This is a genomic window from Micromonospora sp. NPDC049044, assembly GCF_040649215.1.
Taxonomy (GTDB): Bacteria; Actinomycetota; Actinomycetes; order Mycobacteriales; family Micromonosporaceae; genus Micromonospora.
On the sequence record NZ_JBEZFA010000017.1, the window covers coordinates 1 to 20163 of the forward strand.

Consider the following 20163-nt stretch of genomic DNA (forward strand, 5'->3'; position numbering starts at 1 on the left):
ACCACCCGGGACTCGTTCCGGGTCCAGTTCTGGAACGGCCGCTCGGTGAAGTACGTCGTCGGCAGGATGAGCATCCGCTCGTCCCAGAGCCGGATGTCGTAAACGAATCACCCGCCGAACGAGTATCGACGCTTGGCCAGCAGGACCGGCATCCGGACCCACGACGCTGTCCAGCCCGGGCAGCGCACTGGCACCCAGCAGCGTCACTCTGCGGGCCTTGGCATTCAGGCCGACAGCCCGGCCAGTCGGGAGGTCAGCGCTGACGAACGGGGCAAGCGGCCGACCGCCCAGGCAGGCCGGGCAACCGGGCAGGCAGGGCAACCGGGGCGGGCAGGGCAGGCAGGCAGGCGAACAGGGCAGCGGGGCATGCCGCGAGAGTATGCGCGGCAGAATCGTTTGCGACATCAGCTCCAAAGGGGCCGAGTGAGATGTATGCGGGGTCATCGGCAACCCGGCAGCGATCGGCCACCGGGCGATGACGCCTGTCGAATGTCGAGCGGTGCCGGGCACCGACGATAGCCTGGCCACCGACCTTTACCGTCGAGCAATCAGGACCGGGGACCGCATGGCGTACGTGTTGCTGGGGATCGCCATCCTCGCCGAGGTGCTGGCGACCAGCCTGCTCAAGAGCACCGCGGGGTTCAGCCGGCTCTGGCCGACAGTGGGCTGCCTGACCGGCTACGTGCTGGCTTTTCTGCTGCTTGCCCAGGCGGTCAAGGAGATCCCGGTGGGGGTCGCGTACGCACTCTGGTCCGGCCTGGGCACCGCCACCATCGTGGCGATCGGGGCTGTGTTCCTGGATGAGCCGGTCGGGCTGGCCAAGCTTGCCGGAATCGCGCTGATCATCGCCGGGGTGGTCATCGTGAACCTGGCCGGGGAACACTGACCGCACCCGCATCGGTGGTCAGGGCCGGCCAGGGGCGGTGAGCCTCAGTTCTTGTCCAACCAGAACCGATCGCCGTCGCCCACGATGTCGTACGTCATGTAGAGCCGGATCCGACTTCCCCGCCCCGCCAGGGTCAGCGGCATTCCGTACCCGTCTATCTCCACGACCACGTCTTGGCTGTGGTAGCGGTCCGGGGCCGACAGTCGCCATTTCCCCGAGCCGCTGAAGGGCCCGGAGAAACGATCCGACTGGATGTTGAGGGGCAGGTTCCGTGCAGTGAAGGTGTGATCGGGGTTGAGGGTCAGCACGACGTCATCGCGTCCACTCCAGTCGCCCATCACGTCGGCCGCTACCGCCGTCGGTGGTGGCCGCAACAACACCTTCGTCGTGACGTAGACGCCGAACCCCATGAGCAGGACCGACGCCGTCGCAAGCGCCAGGATCCAGGCAGTTCGCCGCTTCATAGGATGATCCTAATGAGCTGAGCGTTACCGACTGTCCCTGATGGATGTGCGACGTCGCACAGTTCGGCGCCCCGCGGCGGTCGCCGTAGCCGGCCACGGTGGCTGGGCCCGCGCGGACCCGGCCACCGTGGTCAGCTTCGTTGATCAGCTCGCCGTGCAACTCACCTGAGGTGCCGGGTTGCTGCCGGTCCAGCCGCCGAGGAATCCGAAGCTGATGCTGGCGCCGGCGGCCAACCGTCCGTTGTACTCCAGGTTGCGCGCGGTCACCGCCGATCCGCTGCTGGTCAGGGCGGCATTCCAGGACTGGGTGACGCTCTGACCGTTGGCGAGGGTCCAGCGGGTGGTCCATCCGGTGATCGCCGTCGCACCCGCGCTCACCCGTACCTCACCCTGGAAGCCACCCTGCCACTGGTTCGTCACCGTGTACGTCGCCGTGCAGCCGCCCGCAGGCGGCGGCGTGGTCGGTGGGGCCGTGGTCGGTGGGGGCGTGGTGGGCGGCGCGGTGGTGGGCGGCGGCGTCGTCGGCGGCGCGGTGGTGGGCGGCGGCGGGAGGGCGAAGACGCTTGCCTCCCGGGCGGTCAGCCGGATGCCGTTCGCGCCGTTGAAGAGCCGCTGGCCCCAGGTGGTCAGGCTGGCCGGGTTGAAGTTGGTGGCGAGGTCGAGGTATTCCACCCCACCGCCGTTGCCGCTCCACGACCAACCAAGCCAGCCGATCCCGTTGGCCTGGCTGTACGCGAGGATGGTGTCCTCGTCCGGGTCCCCGTCGGAGTGGTTGAAACCGAACTCACCGACGACGATAGGCAACCCGGCGGCACGGAACCGACCCAGATAGTCGCTGATCTCCGCCGCGGTGTCGAAGACCCCGTACATGTGGATGGAGAAGACCGTGTTGCGGGCCGGGTCGGCGGCGAAGACCGACGCGGCGTTGTCCCGCATGGTGAAGGACCAGTCCTGACCCCAGTTCGGCGCGTCCACCATGATCGTGTGGGTCAGCCCGCCGGCGCGGAGTCGTTTGATCGCGTTGGCGTTGTCGGTGGCCCAGGAACCGTAGTTCTGGTTGCCGTACGGCTCGTTGCCGATGTTGACGAGGACGTATTTTTCCTGCCCGACGAGGACGTCGGCGAGGCTGAGCCAGTAGTCGACGGCCCGGTCGAGGGTGATCGCCCCGCTCTGCTCGCCGTACCCGGTGGTGTCGTGCACCTCGAGCACACAGATCAGCCGGTTGGCCTTGCAGGTCGCGATGACGTTCGCGACGTCGGCGTTTGTGTTGCGGGTCCAGCGGTCTCCGTTGGAGAGCACCACCCGCACGGTGTTCGCGCCGAGCGCCTTGACGTCGGCGAAGGATCTGGTCTGCTGCGGATACCAGGTGTGCGCGTGGTTGACGCCCCGCATGATGAATTCGGTGCCGTTGGCGTCGTACAACTTGCCGCCCGCGACGGAGAAACCAGCCGCTGCGCGTGCCGGCTGGCCGAACGCCAGCACGGCGACGAGCAACGCGAGCAGGGCCGCGCCCGCGGCGGTGAGTCGAGTCTTCATGGCCTTCCTCAGGGAGGACCCCCGGTGCCCGACAGGGGTGGGGACGTGACAGGGGAAGGCGGCTGCAGCCCGGCAGCCGCGCCCGACTCCCGGCGCGCACGCATCAGCGTAGGGCGATGGATTGGCCCTCGCAACCGGTTCAGTTGGCGGGCCCGAACTCCGGACAGCCGCAACGGCCCGCGCGAACGCGGGCCGTCACGGGGCGATCATCCCCACCACAGGATGTGCGCCACCTCCGGCTCTTAACCGGTTAAGACCGACGGTAGGCAGGCCACCGTCATCCGTCAAGCACTGCCATCCAGAACCGGACGGGAGGGTTGACCACTGCCGACCGGGGTATCCGGGGAACGATCAGACAGTGAGAGGGGAGACCAGGATGGTCAGCGTCGGCTACACCCTGATGGGCGAACAGGCCGGTCCCAAGCAGTTGGTCGACCACGCGATCCGGGCCGAGGCGGCCGGCTTCGACCAACTGGTGATGTCCGACCACTACTACCCCTGGCTGGACTCCCAGGGCCACTCCCCGTACGCCTGGTCGGTGCTCGGCGCGGTCGCCCACGCCACCTCCCGCGCCCAACTCATGTCGTTCGTGACCTGCCCGATCCGCCGCTACCACCCGGCCGTGGTCGCCCAGAAGGCCAGCACCATCGGGGCGCTCTCGGACGGCCGGTTCACCCTCGGGCTGGGGGCCGGGGAGAACCTCAACGAGCACGTGGTCGGTGGCTGGCCGCACGTGCAGCAGCGGCACGAGATGTTCGAGGAGGCGTTGCAGATCATCCGGCCGCTGCTCAACGGGGAGACGCTCACCTTCTCCGGCAACCACTTCGACGTGCCCGACGCCTACGTCTGGGACCGCCCCGAACGGCCGGTACCGATGGCCGTCGCCGCGTCCGGTCGGCAGTCCGCGACGTTGGCCGCCGAGTACGGCAACGGCATCATCTCCACCGAACCCGACCGGCACATCATCGAGATGTACGACGACGCCGGCGGTGCCGGCCAGCCCCGGTACGGCCAGGTGGCCATCTGCTACGGCCCCGACGAGGCGGAGTGCCGCAAGATCGTGCACGACCAGTTCCGCTGGTTCGGAATGGGTTGGAAGGTCAACGCCGACCTGCCCGGCCCGGAGTCCTTCGCCGCCGCCACCCAGTTCGTCCGGGAGGAGGACGTCGCCGAGGGCGTCCCCTGCGGGCCAGACGTCGACGCGCACGTCGAGGCGTTCCGCAAGTTCGTCGACGCCGGCTTCACCCACGTGGCGATCATCCAGGTCGGCGGGGAGACCCAGCCGATGTTCCTGGACTGGGCACAGGAGCAGCTCCTGCCCCGGCTGCGGGCGTTGTGAAGCCGACGCCCGGTGGTCGGTCCGGTCCGGCGCAGCTGAGGCTCGCCCTGGCCGCGCCGCGACCGGCAGCCGGGTTGACGAGCGAGTGGCGGCTCGTCGACGGTCTGCGCACCCACACCCGGCGCGGCACGGACCCGAAGACCGGGGCCCCGCCCGTGGTGCTCGTGCACGGACTGGCCGTCTCGCACCGTTACCTCACCCCGCTGGCCGTCGCGCTCGCCACCACCCACCAGGTGTACGTGCCGGACCTGCCCGGCTTCGGGCTGAGCGAACACCCCGACGGCGCGTACGACGTCCACCGGCACGCCGCGCACCTGGCCGCCTGGCTGGCCGAGTACCGGCTGCCGCCGGTCTGCCTGCTCGGGCACTCGTTCGGCGCCGAGGTGGCCGCCGCGCTCGCGGCGAACCACCCGGACGCGGTACGCGCCCTGGTGCTGGCGGGGCCGACAAGTGACCCGTCGGCCCGGTCCCGCAGGAGCCTGTTCGGCAGGTGGCTGGTGGACTGCCTGCGCGAAGCGCCGTGGCAGGCGCCGATCCTGGTCCGCGACGTCTGGAACGCCCGGCCCTGGCGGGTCCTCGCGACGCTGTCGCACTCGGTGCACAACCCGATCGAGGGGGACCTCGTTCGCGTCACCGCGCCAACCCTCGTCGTGACCGGGGCTCGCGACCCGGTCGTACCGGCACAGTGGCGCGACGAGGCGACCCGGCTCGTGCCGGACGCGCGCCTGGTTGTCGTGCCCGGTGCCGCGCACAACGTCGTCACGACCGCCCCAACGCAGGTCGCGGACGCTTGCCGCCGCCTGCTCGCCCCTCGCCCCGCACTCTCGGACAGGTGACTCTCATGCGCTTCGGTAACACGGAGATCCGCCCGCTCGGCGGCGGCCTCGGCTGCCTCCTGATGATCCTCTTCTCGATCCTCGCCTCGGTGGTGCTCACCGTCCTGGTCAACCTGGTGCTGTGAGGACACCCGTCACGGTGAGCGGCGCAGGCCCAACACGCTGAGCACCTCACGGGAGGCCAACCGGGCCGGGTCGAGCACCGACCGGCGGACCCACCGGGCCGCGGGCGCGACGGTGGCCCGCCAGGCCGCCCTGAGACCGTGCGCAACCGGCACAACCGTCACCGACCAGACCCACCGGACTCCCCGCACCAGCGGGCGCACGGTGTGCCGCCACAACCAACGCAGCCCATGGCCGATCGGGCGCAGCAGCAGGCGGTAGAACAGCCGCACCAGCTGACCGGCTGCCTGCCACGCACCGACCACCACGGCGACGAGCAGCGGGCCGACCCGGACGACCACCCACCAGATCCCCCGGGCCAATCCGACGAGCGCGGCGCTCACCACCCCGGCGAGCGCGCGGACGCCACGGCACAGCAGCCGTCCGGCGGGAGTGAGCACCGCGCCCAGCCAGCGCAGCGGCCGCAGGAGCAGATGTACGGCGAGCCAGGCCAGCACCCGCCCCAGAGCGACGAGAGCCGGACGCAGCCCGTGGCGGGCCAACCAGACCAGCGGCGTCCAGAGCAGCGTGCGGGCCAGCCAGGCGATGCCGTGCGCCAGCCACACCAGCGGCGCCCAGAGCAGCGTGCGCGCCAGCCAGGCGATGCCTCGCCCGAGCCAGACCAGCGGGAGCCAGACGAGGGTACGGGCCGCCCAGGCGAGACCCCGCCCGAGCCAGACCAGCGGGACCCAGAGGAGTCGGTGCAGCGCCCAGGACAGCGGGGACAGCAGCCAACGACGCAGGAAGCGGCCGGCGGGGCTGAGCAGGCTTCGGTACACCAGCCCGCCGGCAGCCGCGATCAGCTCCCAGAGCAGGCGTACCGGCAGCACCACGACCAGCGCCACACCTCGCGCGACGGCCGCGACGAGCGGGAGCGCGACGGCGGCCGGGTCCGCGGCCAGCGGTGCCGGAACCGCCGTCGGTGGTGTGGCGGGGTGCCCGCTCGGTGGGTCGGGCAGCGGCGGGCGGGCGGGCCGGGGGTCGGTCACGGTGGGCACGGTAACCGGCCCGCGCCAGGGCTCAGACGCCGGTCGCGGCCGGATCGAGGTCGAGTGTGGTGAGTAGCGGATAGTGGTCCGAGGCGGTGTCCGCGGTTGCGCCCCGGACCACCCGGCACTCCCGCGTCCGCTCCGCCACGTCGCGCGTGCCGAGCAGGTAGTCCAGTCGCATCCCGGCGAACTCGGCCCCGCCCAGGCGGGTGGGCACGGTCAGGCCCTCGGCCTCGGCCGCGCCGGCGTTCACCGACGGCCAGAGGTCGACCAGGTTGGCGGCGAGCAACCGGGCGATCGCCCGGGTGTCCACCGCCCCACCGAAGCGGCGCAGGTGCCGCCGCCGGTAGAGGGTCGGCATCCCGGCCAGCCGCTCGGTGTGGTCGACGCCCGGGTCGAGCGAGTTGAGGTCACCGGTGACGAGTGTCAGCGGGCCGCGGGCCCGTCGCACCGCCCGGACCAGCCAGTCGGCCTCCATCCGCCGCCGCCCACCGGAGTACGGGTAGAGGTGGGCACCGAGCACTGTGAGCGGGCCGGCGGCGGTCGCCACCACGACCCGGGCGGCGGCGTGGTGGAACGGCCGGCGCAGCGCCCCCGCGTCGAGGACCCGGTACGGCGGCCGGACCAGCACCGCGACCGGCTGCCCGACGCAGGACCGGGCCAGGTGCGGCGTCAGCCCCACCCGAGCGGCGACGCTGTCCATCAGCCCGTCGCGGTCGAAGCCGCGCAACTCCTGGAGGGCCAGCACGTCCGGCGCCTGCTCGTCGATGACCCGGACCACCTGATCCAGCCGGTCGGAACCGCCGCGATCCCGACCGCCGGTACGGATGTTCCAGGTCATCAACCGCAGCACGGCGGCGCTCAGTCGGCTCGGCCGGCGCGCGCCAGCTCGTCGTCGAGGGTGTCCACGTCCTCCGACTCGATTGCCGGTTGGTTGCCTTCCTTCAGGTCGGCGTTCGGGCGGATGACCAGGTAGAGCAGGCCGATCCAGAGCGCGGAGAGCACTATCGCGCCCATGAAGTCGGTCGGGTGGTGCATGCCCCGGTACATCCGCGAGGTGGCGACCCCGACCGGCATGATGACGGCCAGCGCCACGAAGATCCACCGCCACCACCTGTCGGTACGCGGGAACACGATGAGCGTGATGGCCAGCCAGACGCAGATGGTGGCCGCGATGTGCCCGGACGGGAACGACGAGGTGGGCATCTGCCCGTCGAGGTTCTCCACCGGCGGACGCGGCCGGTCGACGGCGCGGGCCGAGGCGAGGAACAGGGTCAGCTCCCCCACCATCGCCAGCGCCACGAACAGCACCGGACGCCAGCGTCGCCACACCGCCAGCACCAGCGGGCAGAACACCAGCGAAATGATCAGGATGGCGTGGGTGTCACCGAACTTGCTCCACCACCAGCTCACGTCCGTCAACACGTCGGTGTGCCGCTCGGCGAACCAACGCGGCACCTCGGTGTCCAGGGTGTCGAAGAAGGTGCCCTTGGCGTAGTAGCTGACGTACGTGCCGAAGCCGTACAGCGCACCGAACACGAGCACCCAGCCCACCAGCAGCTCGGCCACCGCCGAGCGGGGGTGGGCCAGCACGTGTTCCTCGGCGGGGGCGGAGGCGATGTCGTGCCCCGCCTCCGGCTCCAGGCCCTCGCTGAGCGGCGGCACCGGACGGCCGCGCTCGCGTCGCCACAACCGGAAGGCGTACGCGGTGACGCCCAACCAGGCCGCGCCGAGCAGCCAGCCGGCCAGCACGTCGGAGATGAAGTGCACGCCCAGCGCGATCCGGGTCAGGCCGACAAGCGCCACCAGCACGCTGACCCCGACGATCGCCGCCTTGCGCCAGCGGGGTGCCATGGCTGGCAGGAACACCAGCAGCAGCGCCCCGTACGCGACGAACGAGCCCAGCGCGTGCCCGCTCGGGAAGCTGTTGCCGGGTGCGCTGGCGACCGGCACGTCCACGACCGGGCGGAGCCGACCGACAAGCGTCTTCAGCGACGGGTCGAGGATCAGGCCACCGACCCCGGTGATGATCAGGTAGACCGCCAGCCGTGGCTGTTTGCGAATCAGCAGCCCGACCACGGCGACGCTGATCAACCAGATGAGGATCGGCCGGCCACCCAGGTCGGTCACCGCCTGGAGGACTGTGACAAGCGCGTGGTGCGGGGCGACGAGCCCGTTGAACCACTCGGCGGCGGCGTGGTCGGCGTCCTGCAACGGGCTCCACCGCACCCGGACGAGCAGCAACAGCAGCCCGAAGGCCACCCCGGCGCCGGTGACGGCCACCAGACCGGCGATGCTCCGCTCGGCGAAGTGACCGATCGGACGTCGCGCCATCTCCTTGACCGCGGTCACTCCGCACCTCCCTTGTCTGTCTGGCGAGGCGCTTTACCCGATCCGTGCCGCGCGTACACGCATTGTCCCTACAGCGCCGTCATGTCTCCGGTGTCGAGCAGCTCGGCACGGTCGGGGTCGGGTTCCCAGAGGTCCGGTTGAGCCGGCTCCCGTGCACCGATGCGCAGCGCCTCCAGCTGGGCGGCGAAGGCCAGCCCGCCGAAGAGCGCCATCCCGGTCAGGTTGGCCCAGAGCAGCAGCGCCATCATCCCGGTCAACGCGCCGTAGGTCTGGCCGAAGCCGTCGCTGAACCGCACGTACGCGGCGAGTAGCAGGCTGGCCAACCACCACAGCACGGTGGCGATGCCGGCGCCGAAGAACAACCAGGACAGGCCGGGCTGGTTGCGACGCGGGGCGTGCCGGAACAGCACGGCGACGGCGAGGACGGTCAGGCCGAGGCTCAGGGGGAAACGGATGACGTCCCAGATGCCGTTGGCGACCGCACCCCACTCGTAGTGCGTGCGTACCGAGTCGCCCATCGCGCCGCCACCGACCAGGATCAGGAAACCGGCGAGCGCGGGCAGGCCCGCGGCGACGGCCAACACCGCGGCGCGGAGGTATTTCCGCAGCGCCGGGCGGTCCCGTTCGACGCCGTAGATCCGGTTGGCGCCCCGTTCGATCTGGGCCATCGTGGTGGTCAGCGCGAACAGCCCGGTGAGCAGACCGAGGGTGAGTGCCAGCTCTCCCGCGTCCTCGACGCGTTCGCCCTCGCCCAGCAGCTCGGCGACCATCTGCGCGCTCTGGCCCGGGGTGAGCGCCAGGACGGTGTCGGCCACCACCTGACCGCCCTCCTCGACGCCCAGTTCGCTGATCAGGCCGGTGAGGGCGATCAGGAACGGCACCACGGCGAGGCAGAGCTGCAGGGCGAAGGCCCGGGAGTGGCTGAACCCGTCGCCGTAGCGGAACCTGATGAAGGCGTCCCGCAGCAGGCCCCAGCCGCCGTGGCGGCGCAGGGTGTGCCAGGCGTCGTCGGCGGACAGCTCCTCGTCTGCCATCAGCCGGGTCTCCGGCACGATCCGTGTGCTACTCACGGCGCGCCTCCTTGATCAGCTGCTCGCCCCGCTCCCCGGCGCCTTCAGCATCCACTGCCAGATCGGGCGCGTCCTGGGGCTGCGGGACGCAGAGCCAGAGCGCCTGCGGCCGGATTTCCGCAGCCAGCTGTCGGCCCGGGGCGATCAGGTCGCCGTCCAGCTCCCGCGGCTGCGCCCGGTTGCTGGTGATCATCACGCGTCGGCCGCGGAACACCTCCATCCGCGGCACCTGGCCACGGCGGCGGACCACCGCCCACCCGAGCGCCAGCCAGTGCCGCAGGTTGTTCGGGGTGAGCACTGCGACGTCGAGCCACCCGTCGTCCGGTTCGGCCTCGGTGAGCAGGTGCACACCACCCTGGAGCCGGCCGACGTTGGCGATCAGGACCGACCGGGCCCGACGGCGTACCGGTGGGCGGTCGTCAATGCGGATCTTCACCCGCATCGGCCGGTCCCGCAGGTGGCGGGCGGCGCCCATGACGTACGCCGGCCAACCGATGCGGGCCTTCGTGGTCTCGGAGGTGGCGGCGAGCATCTGGGCGTCGAAGCCCATGCCGGCCATCACTGTGAAGTACTGCTGCTCGACGGCGCCGACGTCGAGCAGCCGTCGGCCCCGCTCGACAGCGACCTGCAACCCGGCGGCCAGGTCGGTGCTGAGACCGAGGTTGGCGGCGAGCAGGTTGCCGGTGCCCTGCGGCAGCACGGCGAGGGCCACGTCGGTGCCGACAAGCGCGCTCACGCAGGACATCACGGTGCCGTCCCCACCGCAGGCGAAGACCAGGTCGACACCGGCCTTCACGGCCTGCTCGGTCTGGCCCCGGCCCGGGTCCTCGACGGTGGTCTCGTGCCAGTCCGGCTCGGGCCAACCGGCCGCGGCGAGGGCGTCGTTGACGGTGCGGCGCAACTCGTCGAGATCATCGACCTTCGCCGGGTTGACCACCACGGCGGAGCGCAGCCCGCCGTCGCCCCCGGAGGGCCGTCTGTCCTGTCCAGCATCCACGGGCGCCAGTGTGCAACACCACGGCGGCTTCAGCGACCCAGCGGGGGGCTCGCGTCGAAAGTGCCACAGACAGGTTTCAACGCGAGCGCACCCGTCAGGCCGCCGCTCGGAGCGCGGTCTCCACCCGTCGGCGCAGATCCTCGAGGTCGACGCCGGACTCGGTGAGCACCAGCGCGCCCAGCCCGTGGCCCTCCCGGAGCACTCCGAGCAGGATGTGCTCCGTGCCGATGTGCTTGTGGCGCAGGCGCAGCGCCTCGCGCAGGGACAACTCCAGCGCCTTCTTCGACCGGGGTGAGAAGGGGCCGCCGAGGTACCGCCGGCGCCGACCCCAGCGGCTGCGCGGCGCCGGTACGGCCTCGCGCAGCGCGTCCGGGCCGAAGGACTGCTCGATGCGGGCCACGATCGCGGCCAGGTCGATGCCGATCTCCCGCAGGGCCGCCGCGTCCGCGTCGCCGAGGCCGGCGCCGCCGCTGCCGGTGTGCCTGCGGACGCGCTCGCGCAGGTCGTCGGCGCGCACGCCGGCGTCGGCGAGCACCCGGCTGGCCAGGCCGGCGTCGTCGTCGAGCAGGGCGAGCAGCAGGTGCTCGGTGCCGACCGGCCGTTGCCCCTCGGTGCGCGCCTCCTCCAGCGCCCGGCGCACCACGCCGCGCGCCCGGTCGGTGAACCGTTCGAACATCACGCCTCCCAGGATGAGTTGATCGCCGGTCGCCCGGCGTGCTTCTTGTGCACCGCCTGCCGGCTGACCTCGAGCGCGTCGGCGATCTCCTGCCAGGACCAGCCCTGTCGACGGGCGTTGTCCACCTGGACCACCTCAAGCCGCTCAAGCAGCCGGCGCAGCGCGCGGACGGCGCGCAGCCCGACCCGGGGGTCGGTGCTGCCGGCTGCCGCCGCGAGTTCTGTCGCCTGACTCATGCCGTCAACATACGTTGACAACGCCACCGTGTCAACCCCGGTTGACGCGCCCTGTCCTATCCGGCCTGGGGTCGTTCCCGCGACCCCGGTCACGGCGACAGCGGTGCCGACGACAGCGCGTGCGGGCCACCGGCCTCCGGTCGCCGGGCTCGCCCACGTGGCACCATGTCGCGTTATGGATCATGAGGGGCAGTTTCGCCACGCAGCGCTCGCGTTGGGCATCCCGGACGACGAGGTCAGCCGGTTCATCAAGCACCTCCGCCTGCCGATCCGGCTGAGCGGAGGATCCAGCGGTGTTCCGGTCGGGCGGTTCGGTGGGGCGCCCCGACTGCCGGTGGGCATGGACTGGCCGACCGACGGGGAGAGCCCGTTGCCGTTCATCTTCTCGGTCGACTGTGCGGCGCTGCCCAGAGTCGACGGCTTCGGCCTGCCGGCAGACGGCTCGCTGTTGTTCTTCCTGAACCAGGAGCAGGCCGCCGCCACCGGGGACCGCAGGTATGGGCGAGTCGTGCATGTGCCGGCCGGCACCGACACCGAGGTGGCGGCAGGATCCACCGACCACCCGTTCGTCGACGAGCAGTACGACGTCAGCGCCACGCTACGCGCGGAGGTCCCCACGTGGTTCGGGATGGACGAAGACAACGAGGACGAAGACGAGGACGAGGACGACCTGTCGCCCTTCCAGCAGCAGTTGGCCCGTGACCTCGAGCGTGACCTGCCGCACCTCGACGAGCTCTGCGCCCTGGCCAACGATCTCTGGCCGTCCGACGACGGGTACGCCAGCGCCTACCTCGGCGGGTACGCCGACCAAGAGGTGATCAGGAGTTTCGCGGAGCAGACCCTCGCCTGGCGCGAGAAGCTCGGCGAGATCGTCGTTCCGGTCGCGAAATGGTATTCCGAGGTGGAGCGGGAGACGCACCGACTGACTACCGAGTGGGTGTCGCTCGCCCACTTTCCCGTGGACAACGAGCGCTACTACCGGAGTGACGGGCGTTTCGTGATCCGTCTCGACGACCTGGCCGCAGGCCGGCTGGACGAGGCGCTCGCCATGGCCGAGTTGATCCCGTAGAACAACCGGGTGATCGGGTCGTCGCGGCCGGCGACCACGATCGAGCGGAAGGCGACCCCGGCGGCCATGTCGCCGAGAGTCCACAAACCCACAATCGGCCCACGGCCGTGACCATCCGACTACCCTCGGTCAGAGACAGCGTGGTCGTGCCGGGCGCGACGCCCGGGAGGTGATATCGATGGCCGCACCCGCCGACGCAGCGGTGCTTGTCGGCCTCGGCTCGGATCTCGACCTCCCGGTGGTCGCACAGGCCGCGCAGGAAGCCGCCGGGCACGGCCGTGCCCTGCACCTGCTGCACACCTTCGACTGGCACGCGGCGTTCACCGCCGACACCGTCGCTGCCCCCCGTGACCGGGCCGAACAGCTGCTCAGCCGGGCCGCCCAACTCGCCCACCAGACCGAACCCGGACTGACAGTGGGCGGCGAGATCGTCGAAAGCGCCATGCTGGCCACCCTCATCCGCCGGTCGGAGACGGCGTTCCTGCTGGCCGTCGGCGACAGCGGGATGGCCGGCAGCGGTCAGTGCGTCCCCGCCGAGACACCCGCCGTGCAGTTGGCCGCACGGGCCGGTTGCCCGCTGCTGGTGGTCCGCCGCGAGCCGCCCCCGCAGGGCCCGGTACTGGTCGGGGTGGACGGCTCGCCCAGCTCGCACCTCGCGCTGCAATGGGCTCTGGCGTGCGCGGCCCGCAGGGACGCCCGACTACTGGCCCTGCGCGTGGTGGAGTACGACGAGGACACCGACGCGGTCGCCGAGCAGCTCAGCGAGGCGCTGGCCCGGCACACCGATCTCCACGGCTCGGTGCCCACCGAGTGCCGCGTCGTCCGGGGCGATCCGGCCGATGTGCTGATCGACATGTCCCGCTCGGCACAGGTGGCGCTGGTCGCCGCCCGTGGCGACGAACCGGGCCGCGCGATGCTGGGCGCGGTCGCCCAGTCCCTGCTCTACCACTCCCCCGCCCCGGTGGTCGTCGTCCGCGGCCTGGCCGGGAAGCCGCTGACCGGGACCGACGCGCGCCCGGCGCCGAACCAACGGCCGTGACCCGGGGCGCCGCCAGCCGCGACGGCGCTAGAGCTGACCGGGGGTGAACGATTCCGTAGCCGCGTGGCCGTGGCGCGGTCACAAGACCGCGCCACAGCACGACGGTCAGGACGATCCCACGGGCTTCACGCAGTTGGACATCCCGCTTTCCAACGCACCGTTGACGGCGGTGACGCAGAATTCGTAGTTCAAGGCACCGTAGACCAGGAACCCGACACCCCAGGTCGTTTCCATGATGGTCTGATCACTGGCTGTCATCTCGCTGCCATCGATGAGGTTGCGAACCCAGACGCGATAGCCGGCCGCGCCGGCGGATTTGTTCCAGCTGAGGTAGACGCTTGAGGCGTCGAGGGCATTGGCCTTCAGGCCGCTCGGCGCTGCGGGGGTTCCGCCGCCGACCAGGACGGGGCGGCCGGGATTCGGCACCCCTCCACCGCCGCTGGTGTCCCAACTCGATACCCAGACGAGATAACGGTGGCCGACTTTCAGACCGTCGATATGGGCTGCGTGACCCCTGATTCCGACGGAGCTGAGGAATGCGCCCGGTTCGTCCTGGTCCCAGTAGATGACCCCGTAACGTTCGACCGTCCCGACGGTTTCACCCCAGGTGATGTCGAAGCCGGTGCTGGTGGCCCGGGTGACGATCGGGTACGGGCCCGGAGGAGCCGTCGAGTTCGCCACCATGGGCGCCGTCGGGGACGTCCAAGCGGATTTCTGGTCATCGGTGTCGCCGTTGTCGGTGCGGACCTGGTATTCCCACTTCAGGCCATCGACAGAGAGCGTGTCGTGGCGGTTGGCCGCCGCCCTGGACTCGCTCCAGTTCGCGGAGCCGACAAGACGGGACCGGACGGTGTATCCGTGGGCACCGAAGACCGCATCCCACGTCACCTTGAGGCCCTGGGGGCCGGGCTCGACGACGACGTTTCTCGGCACGGGAGTGGGCCGCGCTGCAATGGTGTTGGGGATGGCTGGCACGCTGGTCCCGATGCGGAAGTTGTTGACGAGCGTGCGTTCGAACGCCTGGGCGATCTTGTACTCGCCACGGGCGTTGGGGTGCAGCCCGTCGTAGCCGTCCGGACAGCTGTCGGGCCCGCAGGCGTAGTTCGCGCGCCAGTCGACCAACGCCACAGGGGACTGGCTGGTGCTCCACGACGGGATCGAGGTGGCCAGCAGCGTGTTGTAGCGATCGGTGTTGGCTGGCAGGTTCGGGTTGACACCGAGCCGGGTGCGCTGAGGGATGTTAGCCAGGGCCAACTTGATGTTGGGGTTGGCGGCACGGGCCTCGCTCACCAGCGTCCTCATGCTGGCGATGGTCCCGTCGGGGCCGTCGACGAACCAGCCCAGGTCGTTGAACCCAAGCCCCACCAGGAGCAGGTCGGGCTTGTGCTCCGCTACCTGCGCATAAATTTCATTCTTGACCTGGGCCGCCTGACGGCCCCAGACCGCGAAGTGGTCAGGGTCGAAGGCCGACGCACCCGCGGCGTACGCACCCCAGGTGCGGGGCATTCCCTCCCAGGGGGCAGGAGCCCCTTGCAAACGCGGCGGGACCGGGCCGGTTGCTTCTCCAGGGGGGTTGGTGCCGAAGTAGGGACCGACGAAGTCGACAGCGACATTCTGACCTTTGAACCACTCCCACAGCCGGTAGCGCCAAGTCCAGTCACCCTCGGCACCCTGGGACATCGAATCGCCCACAACCATGACTCTGAGCGCCCCGACCGGTCCTTCTATCGTTGACCCGACGCCCCGCTTCAAGCGCAGGATCGTGTTGTAAATGATGTCGGCAGTATCCCCGGTGAGCAGGCTGGCTACGAAATTAAGAGGAGTCTCCCAGAAACGGAATTTAGTCGCGAAATTGCGCAACAGCTTCTGACCCTCCGCTATGAAAGGTCGCGTGCTCGAGGAGAGGACTTGCAAGGCCGCCCCGCCGACAGCGCCACCGAGAGCGCCCCACACCGCATTGCCCGCCGCTTTGCCCCAGACGTCGGCGTCAATCGGATTCCCGTCCAACCGGGCGCTCGTCAACTCGCCCACGGCTGAGCCCAGGGCTCCAGAGATAGCACCGCAGACCGGTGCAGCGGCGACAGCCCCGGGGCTGAAGACGGCCATGCAAATGGCACCGACCAGGAGCGATGACCCCACACTGGCGAGACCGACCACCAGCCCCTTCCAGAAGCCATCCCAGAAGCCCGCAGCGCCGATGTCCACCTTGGGCACCACGATCACCAGGCTGTTGCCGAGAGCCTGGATGCTTCCGCCGAACTTGGTGTCGATCCGCGGTGGGTAATAGCCTGCAGCATTTTCTTGGGCTTGGCGCGCGAAAGACTCGCTGAGGAGAAGCCTTGCTTCGGTCTGGTCGCGATGAAAGATCGCGACCCTTTGCAGCAGTAGCTCCTGAAATTGCTCAGGGCGCTGCACGGGATTGAAGTCCAGGATCGCCACGACATCTTCGTCATCGTTCGCCAACTGCCGGAATTGCCCGGAGTCGCGCGCGCAGCCCACGCGCAGCCCCACGCTCTCCGCCTCGACCGGCCTGACGTCGAAGGATGAGCCGTGCACGGAGCACGCGGCATCCGCCGGGGCGGCGGCCGCTTGGGTCACGCCAATATTGGTGGAGCCGGCCACAACCAGCACCAACGCAAGGACGAACGCCGTGAGACGGATGCCATGCCGCCTACTTCTGTGCACCCATGATCGACTATGGGAGTGAGACATGGAAGACTTCTCTCTGTCCGATCACGGCGCGGAGGGTGGAATCAGGAAGTCAGCTCCGACAAGGCATCGCGCCGGACCTTCATGCCCACCCGCTGCCTGACCTGGGACGAGTAGGGGATCCGACGCTCGCCTCGACGTACACCGTCGGTGGTCTGTCGTCAGTTGTCTGTCGTCGGTTCTTCAGGTCTATGATCTTCGTGCGAAACTCATAGATCTACAAGTCTCGAATCGATTACAGCCGTCGGTCCCCCCAGCCCAGCCACGCCGCCCAGTGCTAGCCGGGGGCCCACCGACGGGTACGCCCGGAGCGGAACACGTTGCCCGGCGACCTTCACGCACCGCCGATCCGACCCCGTCGACAGACCGACGCGACTACCCTCGGTCAGGGAAGAGGTGGCGGCATGCATCCGCGCCAGTGGGGACCAACGGCCCTGCCCCATCCTCTCGACGGCGACGAAGCTGGACGTGGCCGGGAAAACCCGGGACACCGGATGCGACGTCCCCGATTTCGCGAGAGGCTTACGCAGCATGGATTCCGCTGTTGACCTGCACAGCCCTCTGACCGAAGACGAACTGCGTCGGCTGGACGCCTATTGGCGCGCCGCGAACTATCTCACCGTCGGGCAGATCTACCTGCTGGGCAACCCGCTGCTACGGGAGCCGTTGACGGTCGACGACATCAAGCCCCGGCTGCTCGGGCACTGGGGCACCAGCCCCGGGCTCAACCTGATCTACGCCCACCTCAACCGGGTGATCGTGACGCGGGACCTCAACGCCATGCTGGTCACCGGCCCCGGGCACGGCGGCCCGGCCATCGTGGCCAACACCTGGTTGGAGGGCACCTGGTCGGAGCGCTACCACGACGTGGCGCGCGACGAGGCGGGGATGGCCAGGCTGTTCCGCCAGTTCTCCTTCCCCGGCGGCATCCCCAGCCACGTGGCGGCGGACGTGCCGGGTTCGATCCACGAGGGCGGTGAGCTGGGGTACGCGTTGAGCCACGCCTACGGCGCGGCGTTCGACCACCCGGACCTGGTGGTGGCCTGCGTGATCGGTGACGGCGAGGCGGAGACCGGCCCGCTGGCCGGCAGCTGGCTCTCCAACGTGTTCCTCAACCCGGCGCGGGACGGCGCGGTGCTGCCCATCCTGCACCTCAACGGCTACAAGATCGCCAACCCGACAGTGCTGTCCCGGATCCCCGAGGCCGACCTGCTCGAACTGATGCGCGGGTCGGGCTACCAGCCGTACGTGGTGGCCGGTGACGACCCGGCCGTGGTGCACCGCACGCTCGCCGCGACGATGGACCGGGCGCTGGACGAGATCGCCGAGATCCAGCGGCGGGCCCGCTCCGGTGGCGTCGTCGACCGTCCGCGCTGGCCGATGATCATCCTGCGTACGCCGAAGGGGTGGACCGGCCCGGACGAGGTGGACGGCGTCCAGGTGGAGGGCACGTACCGCGCCCACCAGGTGCCGCTGTCCGGGGTCCGCGACAACCCGGCCCACCTTGCCGAGTTGGAGCGGTGGCTGCGCAGCTACCGGCCCGAGGAGCTGTTCGACGCCACCGGCGCGCCGGTGGACGAGCTGCGCACGCTGCCGCCGCACGGAGATCGGCGGATGAGCGCCAACCCGGTCACCAACGGTGGTGTGGTGCTGCGCGACCTGACCCTGCCCGACTTCCGCGACTACGGCGTGGACGTCCCCGAACCGGGCCAGCCGATGGCCGGCGCGACAGGGGTGCTCGGCCCGTGGATCCGCGACGTCATAAGCGCCAACCCGGAGACCTTCCGGCTGTTCGGCCCGGACGAGGTCGCCTCCAACCGGCTGGGCGCGGCGTTCGAGGTGACCGACCGGGCGTGGGTCGCCGCCACCGTTGCCGGCGACGACCACCTCTCCCCCGACGGCCGGGTCATGGAGGTGCTCTCCGAGCACCTGTGCCAGGGCTGGCTGGAGGGCTACCTGCTGACCGGCCGGCACGGGGTCTTCACCAGCTACGAGGCGTTCATCCACATCGTCGACTCGATGCTCAACCAGCACGCCAAGTGGCTGAAGGTGACCCGGGCCATCCCCTGGCGGCAGCCGCTCGCCTCGCTGAACTACCTGCTGTCCAGCCACGTGTGGCGGCAGGACCACAACGGCTTCTCCCACCAGGACCCCGGCTTCATCGACCACGTGGTCAACAAGAAGGCCGAGGTGGTGCGGGTCTACCTGCCGCCGGACGCCAACACCCTGCTCGCCACGATGGACCACTGCCTGCGCAGCCGGCACTACATAAACGTGGTGGTGGCCGGTAAGCAGCCGGCACCGAACTGGCTGACGATGACCGAGGCCATCCAGCACACCCGACGCGGCCTGGGCATCTGGGAGTGGGCCAGCAACGACGGCGGCATCGAACCGGACGTGGTGCTCGCCTGCTGCGGGGACGTGCCCACCCTGGAGACGTTGGCCGCCGTCGAGCTGCTCCGCCAGCACCTCCCGGACCTGCGGGTGCGACTTGTCAACGTGGTCGACCTGATGCGACTCCAGCCGGACACCGAGCACCCGCACGGCCTTACCGACAACGAGTTCGACACCATCTTCACCGAGGACCGGCCGATCATCTTCGCGTACCACGGCTATCCGTGGCTGATCCACCGCCTCACCTACCGCCGCACGAACCACGAGAACCTGCACGTGCGCGGCTACAAGGAGGAGGGCACCACCACCACCCCGTTCGACATGGTGATGCTCAACGACCTGGACCGCTTCCACCTGGTCATCGACGTCATCGACCGGGTGCCCGGGTTGGCCGCCCGCGCCGCGCACCTGCGGCAGCGGATGGTCGACGCCCGGCAGGCCGCCCGCGACTACACCCGCCGCCACGGCGAGGACGACCCCGAGGTCGCCGAGTGGCGCTGGGTCCGCGAAACCGACCCGACGAACCCCTGAGGAGGACGACGTGCGCGACGCGGAGATCCTGGTCGGCTACGACGGTTCCACCGATGCGTCAATGGCGGTGGACTGGGCGCTGGAGGAGGCCCGGCGCAGCGGCCAGCCGGTGCGGCTGGCGTACGTCTTCGAGTGGCTGACAGTGGCCGGCTGGGTCGGCCCGGGTGTGGCGCCCGGGGTCTGGCCGGACGAGACCGCCCGCCGGCAGGTCGAGGACCTGGTCGGCAAGGCCGCGGCGGACGCCGCCGCCACCCACCCCGGGCTGACAGTCACCGGCCAGGTGTACGACGGGCCGCCGGCCCTGGTGTTGCAGGAACGCTCGGCCGAGGCGGGCCTGCTGGTGCTCGGCAGCCGGGGCCACGGTGGCTTCGGTGGGCTGCTGGCCGGGTCGACGGCGGTGTCGGTGACGGCGCACGCACACTGCCCGGTCGTGGTGGTCCGCGACGGGACGACCGGCGGGCCGGACGGGCCGGTGGCGGTCGGCGTGGACGGCTCGGACGCGGCGCTGGTGGCGCTCGGTTTCGCGGCCGAACGGGCCGCGCAACGGCGGGCACGGTTGCGCGTCCTGCACGCCTGGACACCGGGTCCCGGCGGGGCGGCCGGGGTCCCCGACGAGCGGGCGTCCGTCGAGGCGGCGCTGCAACCGTGGCGGCGGACGTTTCCCGAGCTGGACATCACCGTCGACCTCGTCGCGGGCAGCCCGGCGGCGATGCTGATCGAGGCGAGCCGCGACGCGCGGCTGGTGGTGGTCGGCAGCCGGGGCCGGGGCGGGCTGACCGGCATGCTGCTCGGCTCGGTCAGCCAGCAACTGATCCAGCACGCCAACTGCCCGGTCGCGGTCGTCCGGGAACGCTGAGGAGCACCGGGGCGCCGCCCAC

The 20163-nt window shown here is 70.5% G+C and carries 18 protein-coding genes and 1 pseudogene; 8 read left to right on the plus strand and 11 right to left on the minus strand.

Annotated elements, in window-relative coordinates; genetic code table 11:
- Positions 1–107 (minus strand): annotated as a pseudogene (locus AB0B85_RS16265) (mechanosensitive ion channel domain-containing protein); the annotation flags it as partial.
- A gap of 458 nt (positions 108–565) precedes the next feature.
- On the opposite strand from AB0B85_RS16265, the gene AB0B85_RS16270 reads away from it, so the two are divergent.
- Complete coding sequence (locus tag AB0B85_RS16270) at positions 566–886, plus strand: multidrug efflux SMR transporter (RefSeq protein ID WP_357407916.1); 321 nt, start codon at positions 566–568, stop codon at positions 884–886.
- 44 nt (positions 887–930) lie between these two features.
- Here AB0B85_RS16270 and AB0B85_RS16275 read toward each other — a convergent pair whose 3' ends face one another.
- Both AB0B85_RS16275 and AB0B85_RS16280 read right to left on the minus strand, forming a co-directional pair.
- Entirely contained in the window at positions 931–1350 is a 420-nt protein-coding gene (locus AB0B85_RS16275) for a hypothetical protein (RefSeq protein WP_357407917.1), read from the minus strand.
- Positions 1351–1494: 144 nt separating this feature from the next.
- Entirely contained in the window at positions 1495–2886 is a 1392-nt protein-coding gene (locus tag AB0B85_RS16280) for a cellulase family glycosylhydrolase (protein ID WP_357407919.1), read from the minus strand.
- A 376-nt stretch (positions 2887–3262) separates the two neighbouring features.
- Between AB0B85_RS16280 and AB0B85_RS16285 the strand changes: the two genes are divergently transcribed.
- From AB0B85_RS16285 to AB0B85_RS16295, 3 genes are all read left to right on the plus strand, one after another.
- On the plus strand, positions 3263–4225 hold the full coding sequence (locus AB0B85_RS16285) for a TIGR03557 family F420-dependent LLM class oxidoreductase (RefSeq protein WP_357408133.1): 963 nt from the start codon (positions 3263–3265) through the stop codon (positions 4223–4225).
- A 74-nt stretch (positions 4226–4299) separates the two neighbouring features.
- Positions 4300–5061 (plus strand): alpha/beta hydrolase, encoded by a 762-nt coding sequence (locus AB0B85_RS16290; protein ID WP_357407921.1) that lies wholly within the window; start codon positions 4300–4302, stop codon positions 5059–5061.
- On the plus strand, positions 5058–5186 hold the full coding sequence (locus tag AB0B85_RS16295; protein ID WP_357408147.1) for a hypothetical protein: 129 nt from the start codon (positions 5058–5060) through the stop codon (positions 5184–5186). The genes AB0B85_RS16290 and AB0B85_RS16295 overlap by 4 nt, the downstream gene beginning before the upstream one ends.
- Positions 5187–5195: 9 nt before the next feature.
- Here AB0B85_RS16295 and AB0B85_RS16300 read toward each other — a convergent pair whose 3' ends face one another.
- From AB0B85_RS16300 to AB0B85_RS16330, 7 genes are all read right to left on the minus strand, one after another.
- Positions 5196–6212: a hypothetical protein gene (locus tag AB0B85_RS16300; RefSeq protein WP_357407923.1), complete on the minus strand. Its 1017-nt coding sequence runs from the start codon at positions 6210–6212 to the stop codon at positions 5196–5198.
- A gap of 31 nt (positions 6213–6243) precedes the next feature.
- Positions 6244–7065, minus strand: a complete 822-nt coding sequence (locus tag AB0B85_RS16305) for an endonuclease/exonuclease/phosphatase family protein (RefSeq protein ID WP_357407924.1) — start codon at positions 7063–7065, stop codon at positions 6244–6246.
- Positions 7066–7073: 8 nt separating this feature from the next.
- Positions 7074–8564, minus strand: coding sequence for a phosphatase PAP2 family protein (locus AB0B85_RS16310; protein ID WP_357407926.1), 1491 nt, complete (start codon positions 8562–8564; stop codon positions 7074–7076).
- A 68-nt stretch (positions 8565–8632) separates the two neighbouring features.
- On the minus strand, positions 8633–9634 hold the full coding sequence (locus AB0B85_RS16315) for a YihY/virulence factor BrkB family protein (protein WP_357407928.1): 1002 nt from the start codon (positions 9632–9634) through the stop codon (positions 8633–8635).
- Positions 9627–10631 carry a diacylglycerol kinase family protein gene (locus AB0B85_RS16320; RefSeq protein WP_357407930.1) on the minus strand — a complete coding sequence of 335 codons (1005 nt, stop codon included), beginning with the start codon at positions 10629–10631 and terminating at the stop codon, positions 9627–9629. The genes AB0B85_RS16315 and AB0B85_RS16320 overlap by 8 nt, the downstream gene beginning before the upstream one ends.
- 94 nt (positions 10632–10725) lie before the next feature.
- Positions 10726–11307 (minus strand): Clp protease N-terminal domain-containing protein, encoded by a 582-nt coding sequence (locus AB0B85_RS16325; protein ID WP_357408135.1) that lies wholly within the window; start codon positions 11305–11307, stop codon positions 10726–10728.
- Positions 11307–11543, minus strand: coding sequence for an HTH domain-containing protein (locus tag AB0B85_RS16330; protein ID WP_357407932.1), 237 nt, complete (start codon positions 11541–11543; stop codon positions 11307–11309). Before AB0B85_RS16330 ends, AB0B85_RS16325 begins: the two co-directional genes overlap by 1 nt.
- Positions 11544–11718: 175 nt before the next feature.
- Here AB0B85_RS16330 and AB0B85_RS16335 point away from each other — a divergent pair, with 175 nt between their 5' ends.
- Complete coding sequence (locus AB0B85_RS16335; RefSeq protein ID WP_357407934.1) at positions 11719–12612, plus strand: DUF1963 domain-containing protein; 894 nt, start codon at positions 11719–11721, stop codon at positions 12610–12612.
- Between the two features lie 178 nt (positions 12613–12790).
- Positions 12791–13651 (plus strand): universal stress protein, encoded by an 861-nt coding sequence (locus tag AB0B85_RS16340; protein WP_357407936.1) that lies wholly within the window; start codon positions 12791–12793, stop codon positions 13649–13651.
- A 105-nt stretch (positions 13652–13756) separates the two neighbouring features.
- On the opposite strand, the gene AB0B85_RS16345 is transcribed toward AB0B85_RS16340, so the two are convergent.
- Positions 13757–16282 carry a GDSL-type esterase/lipase family protein gene (locus AB0B85_RS16345; RefSeq protein ID WP_357407938.1) on the minus strand — a complete coding sequence of 842 codons (2526 nt, stop codon included), beginning with the start codon at positions 16280–16282 and terminating at the stop codon, positions 13757–13759.
- A gap of 609 nt (positions 16283–16891) precedes the next feature.
- Here AB0B85_RS16345 and AB0B85_RS16350 point away from each other — a divergent pair.
- Positions 16892–19285 (plus strand): phosphoketolase family protein, encoded by a 2394-nt coding sequence (locus tag AB0B85_RS16350; RefSeq protein WP_357407940.1) that lies wholly within the window; start codon positions 16892–16894, stop codon positions 19283–19285.
- 10 nt (positions 19286–19295) lie between these two features.
- Positions 19296–20141: a universal stress protein gene (locus tag AB0B85_RS16355; RefSeq protein WP_357407942.1), complete on the plus strand. Its 846-nt coding sequence runs from the start codon at positions 19296–19298 to the stop codon at positions 20139–20141.
- The last annotated feature ends 22 nt before the right edge of the window (positions 20142–20163 follow it).

What these genes read in the sequence shown, in the direction of transcription:
- AB0B85_RS16330 (WP_357407932.1), bottom strand. Translation starts at nt 11,543, where the DNA reads ATGAGTCAGGCGACAGAACTCGCGGCGGCAGCCGGCAGCACCGACCCC.
- AB0B85_RS16350 (WP_357407940.1), top strand. Translation starts at nt 16,892, where the DNA reads ATGGATTCCGCTGTTGACCTGCACAGCCCTCTGACCGAAGACGAACTG.
- AB0B85_RS16340 (WP_357407936.1), top strand. Translation starts at nt 12,791, where the DNA reads ATGGCCGCACCCGCCGACGCAGCGGTGCTTGTCGGCCTCGGCTCGGAT.
- AB0B85_RS16335 (WP_357407934.1), top strand. Translation starts at nt 11,719, where the DNA reads ATGGATCATGAGGGGCAGTTTCGCCACGCAGCGCTCGCGTTGGGCATC.
- AB0B85_RS16275 (WP_357407917.1), bottom strand. Translation starts at nt 1,350, where the DNA reads ATGAAGCGGCGAACTGCCTGGATCCTGGCGCTTGCGACGGCGTCGGTC.
- AB0B85_RS16325 (WP_357408135.1), bottom strand. Translation starts at nt 11,307, where the DNA reads ATGTTCGAACGGTTCACCGACCGGGCGCGCGGCGTGGTGCGCCGGGCG.
- AB0B85_RS16270 (WP_357407916.1), top strand. Translation starts at nt 566, where the DNA reads ATGGCGTACGTGTTGCTGGGGATCGCCATCCTCGCCGAGGTGCTGGCG.
- AB0B85_RS16280 (WP_357407919.1), bottom strand. Translation starts at nt 2,886, where the DNA reads ATGAAGACTCGACTCACCGCCGCGGGCGCGGCCCTGCTCGCGTTGCTC.
- AB0B85_RS16285 (WP_357408133.1), top strand. Translation starts at nt 3,263, where the DNA reads ATGGTCAGCGTCGGCTACACCCTGATGGGCGAACAGGCCGGTCCCAAG.